Annotated in this window: 4 protein-coding genes; 2 read left to right on the top strand and 2 right to left on the bottom strand. The window is 72.4% G+C overall.

Features of this window, described 5'->3' with window-relative positions; all coding sequences use genetic code 11:
• Positions 1–204: 204 nt before the first annotated feature.
• Positions 205–540 (bottom strand): hypothetical protein, encoded by a 336-nt coding sequence (locus AB0H21_RS15150; protein ID WP_358516533.1) that lies wholly within the window; start codon positions 538–540, stop codon positions 205–207.
• Between AB0H21_RS15150 and AB0H21_RS15145 the strand changes: the two genes are divergently transcribed.
• A complete protein-coding gene (locus tag AB0H21_RS15145) occupies positions 521–1,567 on the top strand; it encodes a hypothetical protein (protein ID WP_358516531.1) in 1,047 nt (348 codons plus the stop codon). The genes AB0H21_RS15150 and AB0H21_RS15145 overlap by 20 nt on opposite strands.
• On the opposite strand, the gene AB0H21_RS15140 is transcribed toward AB0H21_RS15145, so the two are convergent.
• On the bottom strand, positions 1,507–2,634 hold the full coding sequence (locus tag AB0H21_RS15140; RefSeq protein ID WP_358516530.1) for a Dyp-type peroxidase: 1,128 nt from the start codon (positions 2,632–2,634) through the stop codon (positions 1,507–1,509). The two genes, AB0H21_RS15145 and AB0H21_RS15140, sit on opposite strands and share 61 nt — an antisense overlap.
• Positions 2,635–2,818: 184 nt before the next feature.
• Here AB0H21_RS15140 and AB0H21_RS15135 point away from each other — a divergent pair, with 184 nt between their 5' ends.
• Positions 2,819–10,282: an RHS repeat-associated core domain-containing protein gene (locus AB0H21_RS15135; protein ID WP_358516528.1), complete on the top strand. Its 7,464-nt coding sequence runs from the start codon at positions 2,819–2,821 to the stop codon at positions 10,280–10,282.
• Positions 10,283–10,297: the final 15 nt, after the last annotated feature.

The following is a 10,297-nucleotide window of genomic DNA, read 5'->3' as shown; positions in this document are numbered from 1 at the left end:
CCGCTACGCCCCAGGCGACGACCACTCCCCGTGACGACCACGATCTCAACCACGGTCGAATAGGCGACAGTTGATTACGCGAGGTCGCCAGAGTGCCCCCCTGGCTGGCCACCGGTACGCCAGGGCGGCGTTGGGTGTGGTGATTGGGAGGATCCACGGACATGCGGGTGCCGGGACGCTCACGCGGCCCGGGGATGAGCAGGCTTATGCGCCGTCGAGGTCCAGGCCGAGTGGGACGTCGGCCGGGTCGAGGTCGGGTCTGGGGCGCAGGTATCTGAGGGCGTGGCGCCAGCGGCCGTGCTCTGCGGCGACATCCACCTCGATCTCCACCACCGGTTCCAGGTGCACCCGGAGGTACTGGGTCGGCTCGGTCTTGCCGTACAGGCCTCCCGCCCACCCGGAGGGCAGCAGGGTCGGCCATGGATGGTGCGGCCCCGGCCGGGGTGAGCAGCGGTGCCAGCTCCTGGGCGGCTGCGAGCCGCAGCGGGGTCGTCCGGCCGACCACTCGTCCACTGCGGTCGTGGCCTCGCTCGACGTCAAGGCGCTCCCGCTCCAGGTCGCCGTGTGGCTTCCCGACCTGCGCATCGCCGGTGCGCTGCGCGACGGCAAGGCGATCGGGGTCGGATCACTGCTGGAGTCGTTCGGCATCCCCGCGGGTGAGCTGCCCGCCGGGCTCGCGATCAGCGACCTGTCGTTCGCCGCCGACCTCGGGGACGCCTACATCGTCCGGATGAAGGTCACGGGCTCGTGGTCGATCGCCCCCTTCACGATCACCTCTCTGTCCCTGGAGCTGGCCTACAACGAGGTCGAGAAGTTCGTCGCCACCGTCGCGGGCACCGTGATGATCGGCTCGTCCCTCAGCATCGAGGTGTCCGCCACCCGCAGCGGCGGCGCGACGGGAGGCTGGGCCTTCCGGGGCGGCCTGGCGGCGGGCGAGGCCCTCGGCATGGCGGAGATGGTCGCGGCCCTGGGCCTTGCCGACGTGCCCGAGCCGGTCAAGTCCCTTGAGCTGACCAGCCTGTGGATCTCCCACACGACCGGTACGGCGGGCGTTTTCGACTTCATCTGCCGTGGGGACATGATGATCGCGGACGGGGTCCGCGCCTCGCTCGGCGTGACGGCCACCCACGACGGCTCGGGCACCCGGTACGGCGGAACGCTGGAGATCGCCGGCTACGCCTTCGACGTCATCTTCGACAAGGACAAGTCCGGCACCGACGTGTTCGCCGCCACGTTCCGCGGCGCCCAGGACGGCATCGAGCTCGAGGTGTCAGAAAGGTTCGATCATGACGAGGTGATCCACGACGAACGGCTCGCCGGGCGCGAGGGCGACTGGACGGAGCGCCGGTCGAAGGTCACTTACCCGTCGAGGGCGCAGTCGACGAAGGCGCGGCACTCGGCCCGCCGCCGTTGCTCCCCGTGCGGCTCCGTTGCAAGTTCGCCTCGACGTGGTGAGCTGGAGCCTTTCGGTGATTTATGGGGAATTCCGGTGACATCGCGCGGTCGTCAGGCGTCGTCGGAGCGGAATTCGTGGGGTTCGCCGTGGGACGGATCGGGGAGAAAGTAATATCCGCCGCCGATGGTGAGCGTGTACCGGTCGAGGGTCTGGCCGGCCAGGCGGCGCTGGACGCCCGCGAAACCGCGCTCCATGTCTCCTTGGAAGGCGACGAACAGCATGCCCTGCGCGTCCGGCCCCTCGTGGTAGGCGTACCCCCGGCGCAGCATGCGGGGCGCGGGAACGCCGGGCGTGCCGGGGTTGGCGCGGCGGGTGTGGGCGTCCAGGGGCGTGATCCGGCCGTCGGGGTCGTCCGCGAAGGCCGGGCGGCCGGTGGGGGTCGTGCCGTCCAGCCACGCGCCGTCGCGGCGGCGCCCCATCACCCGCTCCTGGACGGGGAGCGGGTCGGCGTCCCAGAGCCGGGTGGCGAAGCGGATGGTACGGACCACCTGATAGGTGCCGCCCACCGCCCACGCCGGCTCGCCCGCGCCGGCGGGGACGCGCACGACGTCGGCGGGCGAGGGGTCCTCCTGGAACGACGGGTTGCCGTGTCCCTCGACGAACCCGAACAGGTTGCGCGCCAGCGCCCGGCCGCCGCTCACGTGGCCGCCGGGCCGGAACCCCCGCTTCTGCCACCGCACCCGGACCCCGGGTACGGCGCGCGTCCACGCGTCGGCGGCGTGCCGGGCCGGTTCGGCGGTGGCGGCGGAGACCTGCAGGAACAGGTCACCGTGGACGAGCCCCGCGTCCAGGACGTCGCCCTGGAAGGCGGGCATCGGCGCCAGCGCGGACGGCCGGACGCCCGCCAGCCCGGCCTTGTCGAACCAGGACGCGCCGATGGCCAGGGACACCTGCGTCCCGGCGGGGGCCGCGCGGGTCAGGCGGCTGAGCATGGTGTACGCGCGCAGGGCGTCGCGGCCCGGTGGCACGTCCAGCGCGGTCATGACGGTGTGCGGCGCGGGCGGGAGGAGGACGCCGGGCAGCGCGCCGATGTCGGCGGCGGTGAACGCGGGCGGCCGTCCGGAGTCGGCGGCCGTGGCCGCGCATACGGCGGCCAGGCCTCCGAGGGTGATGGCTCCGCGCCGGGTCACCTGCGCGTCACCGGGATTACACGCGGAGTTCGATTTACCGTGCGACATCGAATTTCCCACATTGTCAAGATCTAGCACCGCACCGACATATGGCAAAAAAGGGCTCTTGTGCGTGACGATCACCCCGCATAGTGTCCCCAACTGGCGAGTAAAGCCCACATAAAGGGGAGAGTCGACCTGCCTTCGGCTTTCTCCGGGCATTGCATTACGGGGGCGCGGTATGCCGGTTTTGGTGCGCGGAAAATTCCTGGCGATCCTGGTCGGCCTGACCGTCGCCGCGTCCGCCCTCCCGGCGGAGGGCCTGAGCGCGCCACCCCCGCCACCGGCGCGCGCCGCCGAGCGCGCGCCGCTCGCCCTGAAGGACGCGGCCGCCGGCCCGCGCGCCACCGAGGCGAGGACCACCGCGAAGGCCGCCCTGGCCGACACCCCCGGCCCCGCCGTCTACGCCTACGACGCCGCCGGCCGGCTGACCGGCGTCACGCGCCCCGGCGGCGAGGCGGCCCGGTACGCCTACGACGAGGCGGGCAACATCCTGAACGTCGAGCGCTACCCCGCGTCGCGGCTCTCGGTGATGAGCATGGTCCCCGCCTCGGCCCGGCCCGGCGTGGCCGTCCGCCTCCAGGGGACCGGCTTCTCCGCCACGCCGTCCGCCGACGCGGTCGCGTTCAACGGCGTCGCCGCCACCGTGACCGCCGCCACCGCGACGACGCTCACCGTGACCGTCCCGCCAGGCGTGAGCGCGGGCACGGTCACCGTCACCGTGGACGGCGTCACGGTGCCGGCCGGAACGTTCACGCCCGCCACCCCCGGCCCGGTGATCACGGCGATCGCCCCCGCGTCCGGCCTTCCCGGCACCGAGATCACCGTCACCGGGTCCGGCTTCGCCGCCGCCGCGCAGGACGACGTCGTCAGCGTCAACGGGGCCCGCGCCGAGGTCGTCTCCGCCACCCCGGCCTCGCTGAGGTTCCGCGTCCCCGACCACGCCTCCACCGGCAAGCTGGTGATCGCGACGCCCGCCGGGGAGGTCGTCTCGGCGGGCGACTTCTCCGTCCCGCTGCCCGACGTCGACCCCGCCACGATCGAGAGCACGACCCGCGTGCAGGTGGGCGGCCCGGCCACGCCCATCGTCGTCGCGACGCCCGGAAAATCCGCCCTCGTCGTGTTCGACGCGCCCGCCTCCGGCGTCGCCGACCTCGGGCTCACCGGCAACACCATCGGCGGCGTCCGTGCCATCGCCTACGACCACACCGGCAGGGAGATCAAGAACGTCTACACCAGCGGCTCCGACGCGGTCAGGCTCGGCGGTCTGCTCGAAGGCAGGACCTACCAGCTTCTCATCGACCCGAGCTCGGACTCCGCCACCGGCCAGGTGACGGTGACGGCGTCCGAGATCGCCGACGCGGGCGACCTGAGCGCCACCGGAGCCGGCACCGCCGTCGCCGTCCCCCGCGCCGGCCAGCGCGCCCGGGCCGTCTTCACCGGCGCGGCGGGCGAGACGGTGAGCCTGGGCCTGACCGGCAACACCTTCGAGAGCGCCGTCTACGTGGACGTGACCGCGCCCGACGGCGCCGCCGTGGTCCAGGACGTCTACGTCCTCGGGGGATACGACGCGGACCTGGACCTGCCCGCGCTGCCGGCCACGGGCACGTACCAGGTGCTGGTCGCACCGCTGTACGCGGCCACCGGCGCGGTGACGGTCACCCGGTCGGCGCCCGTGACGGCCGGCGCGCTGACGTCGACCGGCCCCGGGGTCACTGCGACGATCACCCGGCCGGGGCAGGACGCGGTGTACACCTTCGCCGGCAAGGCCGAGGGCGCGCTGAGCATCGGGATCACGGCGAACTCGATGGCGGGGTCCACCACCATCGACGTGGTCGCGCCCGACGGCACGGTCCTGGAGGACGACTTCTACGTCTCCCATGGGTACGAGAGCGAGATCGACATCGCCCGGTTACCCCAGGCCGGGACGTACCGGGTGGTGGTGGATCCGGCGCAGGCGGGCACGGGCTCGGTCACGCTCACCCTCTCGACCCCGGTGAGCGCGGGCACGCTGACGACGACGGGCCCCGGGGTCGCGGCGACGATCACCCGGCCCGGGCAGGACGCGGCGTACACCTTCGCGGGCACCGCCGGCGTCCCGCTGACGCTCGGGGTCACCGGCAACTCGCTGACCAAGGCCGCGTACGTGGACGTCGTCGCGCCCGGCGGCGCCGTCGTGGTGGACGACCACTACGTCTCCGCCGGTCAGAGCGAGAAGATCGACATCGCGGCACTGCCGGCGACCGGGACGTACCGGGTGGTGGCCGACCCCGTCCAGGCGGGGACGGGCGCGGCCACCTTCACCCTGTCGACATGGGTGGACGCCGGCACGCTCACCCCGACCGGCCCCGGAGTGACCGCCACGATCACCCGGCCCGGCCAGAACGCCCAGCTGACCTTCGCCGGCACCGCCCACATCCCCGTCAGCGTCGGTTTCACCGCCAGCTCCATCGGCGAGCCGGCGTACGTCGACGTCATCGCGCCCGACGGGACCGTCGTGGACGACGACCACTACGTGAACGGCGCCGACGAGATCGACCTGCCCGACCCGCCGCGAACCGGCACGTACACGATCGTGGTCCGCCCGACGCGGGCCGCCACCGGCTCGGTCACCCTCACCCTGTCCCGGCGCGTCTCCGGTGGCGCTCTCACGCCGGGCGGACCCGCCGGCACCGCCACGATCTCCCGGCCCGGGCAGGACGCGGTGTTCACCTTCGACGGCACGGCCGGGCAGCGGCTGAACCTCGGCTTCACCGGCGCCGCGGCCTTCGGCGGCGGCGGGGTGTACGTCGGCGTCTACGAGCCCGACGGCAGCGAGCTCGACAGCAGGTGGGTCTCCCAGGACCAGGTCGTCGACGTCGCCGACCTGCCCGTGGCCGGCACCTACACCGTCGTCGTGGACCCCTACCGTGCGGGGACCGGGCAGATCGGCGTCGCCCTGACCATCCGCGCCCAGGCGCCCGCCGCCCGCTCGTCCGCGCCGTCGCCCGCGGCCCGTCCCGCGGCGCCCACTCCCGCTCCCGCTCCGGCGGCGGCGAGCGTCGCCGGGGAGAAGCCCGCCGCGAGCGACGCCGACTGGACTCCCGACACGGCGAACCTTCAAGGTGTCGACTGGAACATCCGCGGGGCCCGGCCGCCGCGCGTGACGCCGCCCCTGGCGCCGGCCGGGGTCACCGCCCTGGCGGGCCTGGTCCGCACCGTCGACGGCAAGGCGCTGCCCGGCGTCACCCTCACCGCCGGCAGGGTCACCACCACCACGGACGGCAAGGGACGCTTCCTGCTCGCCGGCCTCCCCGCCGGGACCTCGACCCTCGACGTGGACGGGGGGACGGCGAGCACGAAGGGCCACCGCTACGGCTTCTACTCGGTCAAGGTCGACCTGGCGGCCGGGCGGACGACCGTCCTGCCGTACACGATCTGGATGCAGCAGCTCGACACCCGGCACATGGTGAGGTTCGACTCGCCGACCCGCGCGGAGGTCGTGCTCACCACGCCGAAGATCCCCGGCCTGGAGGTGCGCATCCCCGCGGGGTCCGTCATCAGGGACAAGAGCGGGAAGGTCATCACCGAGCTGGGCATCACGCCCATTCCCATCGACCGGCCGCCGTTCCCGCTGCCGCCGAACGGCATCGTGCCCGTCTACTTCACCGTGCAGCCCGGCGGGACCTTCGTCTTCCCCGACGGCGCCCGGGTCGTCTACCCGAACTACACCAAACTGCCGCCCGGCCACACCGTCGACTTCTGGAACTACGACCCCGAGCGGCAGGGCTGGCACGTCTACGGCCACGGCAAGGTCAGCGCCGATGGCAAGCAGGTCGTGCCGGACCCGGGCACCAAGGTGTGGTCATTCTACGGCGGCATGTTCAACACCGAGCTCCTGCCCAAGTGGCTGCTCAAGTGGCTCAAGGACCTGTGGAAGTGGGTGAACGGCGACCCGGTGGAGCTCTCCACCGGGCAGCTCATGGACGCGCGCACCGACCTCGCCGTCGACGACGTGATGCCCATCGAGATCACCCGCACCCTCTACCAGGGGGACACGGCCCCGCGTGACTTCGGCGTCGGGCAGATCGGCGGGTACAACGCCTTCCTGCACTCCGAGGAGCAGTACCAGGAGGTGGACCTGTACCTGCCCGGCGGGGCGGTGGTCCACTACGTCCGCACCTCTCCTGGGACGGGGTTCAACGACGCGATCTTCACGGCCACCGGCACCCCCGGCGAGTACCGCGGCTCCACGATCAGCCGCGACAACGACCGCGCCGGATGGGAGCTGCGCCGCCGCGACGGAATGCGGTACTTCTTCCCCCAGTACGCGCCGCTCACCGAGATCAAGGACCCCAACGGCAACACGATCACGCTGACCCGTGACGGCGAGCGCAAGCTGACCAAGGTCACCTCGCCGAACGGCAGATGGATCGCGCTCACCTACAACGCCGACAAGCGCGTCACCGGGCTGCGCGACAACATCGGCCGGACGGTGTCCTACACCTACGACGCCGGCGGGCACCTGGAGACCGTCACCGACGCCGGCGGCAAGACCATGCGCTACACCTACGACGCCGCCGGGCGCATGCGCACCGCGACCGACACCCGCGGCATCGTCTACCTGACCAACGAGTACGACGCCGCCGGCCGGGTCTCCGTGCAGACGCTGACCAACGGGCAGGTCTACCGGTTCGCCTACGTCACCGACGCGGGCGGGAGGATCACCGAGACGCGGGTGACCCGCCCGGGCGGCGCCGTGCAACGGGTCACGTTCAACGCCGAGGGCGCCGCGACCAGCCGGACCGAGGCGTACGGCACGCCCGAGGCGCAGTCCGTCACCTTCACGCGCGGCGCCGGGCAACGGCTCGACTCCCTCACCGATTCGCGGGGACGCGTGACCGCGCTCTCCTACGACGCGCAGGGCAGGGTCACCCACGAGACCCGGCTCGCGGGCACCCCGGACGCGGTGGACGGCCCGAAGATCACCTACGGTCCCCTCGACCGGCCGGCCACGATCACCGACGAGCTGGGCAAGGTCACGCGGTACGAGTACGACGCGCGGGGCAACCTCCTCAAGGAGACCGACCCCCTCGGGCGGGAGTTCACGGCGACCTACAACGCCGCCGGCCAGATACTGACGCTCACCGACCCGGCGGGCGAGACGACGACCAACGCCTACCGCCTCGGCGACCTGCGCAGCACCACCGACCCCCTCGGGCGCGTCACCCGGTTCTTCACCGACGCGGCGGGCCGGGTCGTCCAGACCACCGACCCGGCCGGGTCGACCGCCACGATCGCCTACGACGCCCGCAACCAGGTGACCTCCGCGACCGACCCGCTCGGCCGGGTGTTCACGTTCGCCTACGACGCCAACGGCAACCGCACCAAGCTGACCGACCCCAGGAAGAACTCGATCAGCTGGGAGTACGACGACTCCGACCGGATCACCAAGGTCATCGACCCGCTCGGCGCGTCCACCACCACGACGTACACGCCCGCCGGAGAGGTCGCCACCGCGACCGGCCGCCGGGGCAAGGTCACCAGGCTCACCTACGACCCGCTCGGCAGGACCAGGACCGTCGAGTACGGCGTGAACGGCGCCACCGCCGAGTCCCGCGTCGACCTCACCTACGAGAACGGCAACCTCAAGAGCGTCGCCGACACCGCTGCCGCGGGCGCCACCACCTTCACCTACGACCCGCTGGACCGCGTCACCCGGGTCGGCCAGCCCACCGGGCGGGTGGACTACACCTACGACCGCGCGAACCGGCCCTCCGGCCTGACCGTCCAGGGCCGTCCCCCGGTCACCTACTCCTACGACGACGCCGGGGCGATCGCGCGCATCGAACGCGGCGCCCTCGCGGTGGTACCGCACTATGACGACGCCGGGCGGCAGGACCGGCTGGACCTGCCCGGCGGATGGAGCCAGGCGTACGACTACGACGACGCCGGGCGGGTCACCGCGATCACCTACCGGCACGGCGCCACCGGCAAGGGGAACCTCGCCTACACCTACGACCCGGTCGGGCAGATCACCGCGGTGGACGGCTCGTTCGCCAGGGTCGCGCTGCCCGCGGCGAGCGGCGCGATGCTGTACGACAAGGCCAACCGCATGATCAGCCGCGGCGGGCAGGCCCTCGAGTACGACCCCGACGGCAACCTCACCGGCGACGGCACCACGATCTACGGCTGGGACGCGCGCGGCCGGCTCTCCGGCCTCAGCCGCAAGGGCCTGACCGCGCAGTTCCGCTACGACGCCGAGGGACGCCGCGACCGCGTGTCGGTGAGCGGCGACGTCAGGGGCTACGTGACGCCCGGGGAGAACCCCCTCGCCGAGACCGACGGCGCGGGGAACGTCACCGCCGACCTCATGACCGCCGGGGTCGACCAGTGGTTCGGCCGCGTCACCGCCTCCGGCGCGCAGGCGTACCTGACCGACCTGCACGGCAGCACGCTCGGACTCGGCGCCGCCGACGGCACCCTCAAGGCCGAGTACGCCTACGACCCGTACGGCGGCGCCACGGTCACCGGGGACCCCGGCGGCAACCGGTTCACCTACACCGGCCGCGAGGACGACGGCACCGGCCTGATGTACTACCGCGCCCGCTACTACAGCCCGACGCTCGGCCGGTTCATCAGCGAGGACCCGATCGGCGTGCAGGGCGGGACCAACCTGTACGGGTACGCGTCCGGCGACCCCGTCAACCTGACGGACCCGAGCGGCAACAACCCGATGCTGGTGGCCTGCGTCGGCGGCGCCATCGGCGGCGGCGGGCTGGAGTACGTGTCGCAGCGGCTGTCCGGCAGGAAGGTCAGCTGGAGCTCGGTGGCCAGAGAGGCCGCGCTCGGATGCGGGTTCGGCATGCTGGGCAAAGCCTTCGAGCTGGGCAAGCTCGCCGGGTGCGTCGGCAATAGCTTCACCGGGGACACGCCGGTCCTCATGGCGGACGGGACGCGCAAGCCGATCAGGGACGTCCAGGTCGGAGACCGGGTCGCGGCCACCGACCCCCGGACGGGGGTCACCCGGAGCGAGCCCGTCACCGCAGTGATCGAGGGCACCGGCGCCAAGGACCTGGTGCGGATCACCGTCGACGTGGACGGCGACCGGGGGACGGCCACCGGCACGATCACCGCGACCGACGGCCATCCGTTCTGGGTCCCCGCGCGCGGCTGGGTCGACGCGGGCGAACTGGTCCCCGGGACCTGGCTGCGCACCTCCGCGGGCACCTACGTCCAGGTCACCGCCATCCGGAAGGTCCTCAAGTGGGAGCGGGTCCACAACCTGACGGTCGGCGACACGCACACGTACTACGTGTCCACGGGCGGCCGGGACCTGCTCGTCCACAACGCGACCTGCCCGGCCCCGTGGCTCCCCGACTTCAGCGACATGAAGCAGCTGAGCAAGAAGTTCGACGCGCACGCGCTCGATTTCGGCATCAGCGGCAACCGCAACAAATCCACGCTGAGCGATTTCGTGGCGGCCATGCGGGAGCACATGGCGGCGCCCGGCACCACCATCCACCAGTTCACCTACAAGGGCCAGGGCACGGCGATCGCGTTCATCGACACCAGCAGCGGCAAGATGGTGATGTTCCATCCGGACGGCACGTTCTGGTCCGCCTGGAACCTCTCCCCGGCCCAGCTCGTGAAAGTGGCGAACGGTTACCTGGACTGATGACGGAACACGACC

This window comes from Sphaerisporangium sp. NPDC051011, from assembly GCF_040653595.1.
Taxonomy (GTDB): Bacteria; Actinomycetota; Actinomycetes; order Streptosporangiales; family Streptosporangiaceae; genus Sphaerisporangium.
Note: the sequence above shows the minus strand (reverse complement) of the source record. Positions and strands in the feature narration are given on the sequence as shown.

Coding starts and splice junctions, on each gene's coding strand:
- AB0H21_RS15140 (WP_358516530.1), bottom strand. CDS start 2,634: ATGTCGCACGGTAAATCGAACTCCGCGTGTAATCCCGGTGACGCGCAG.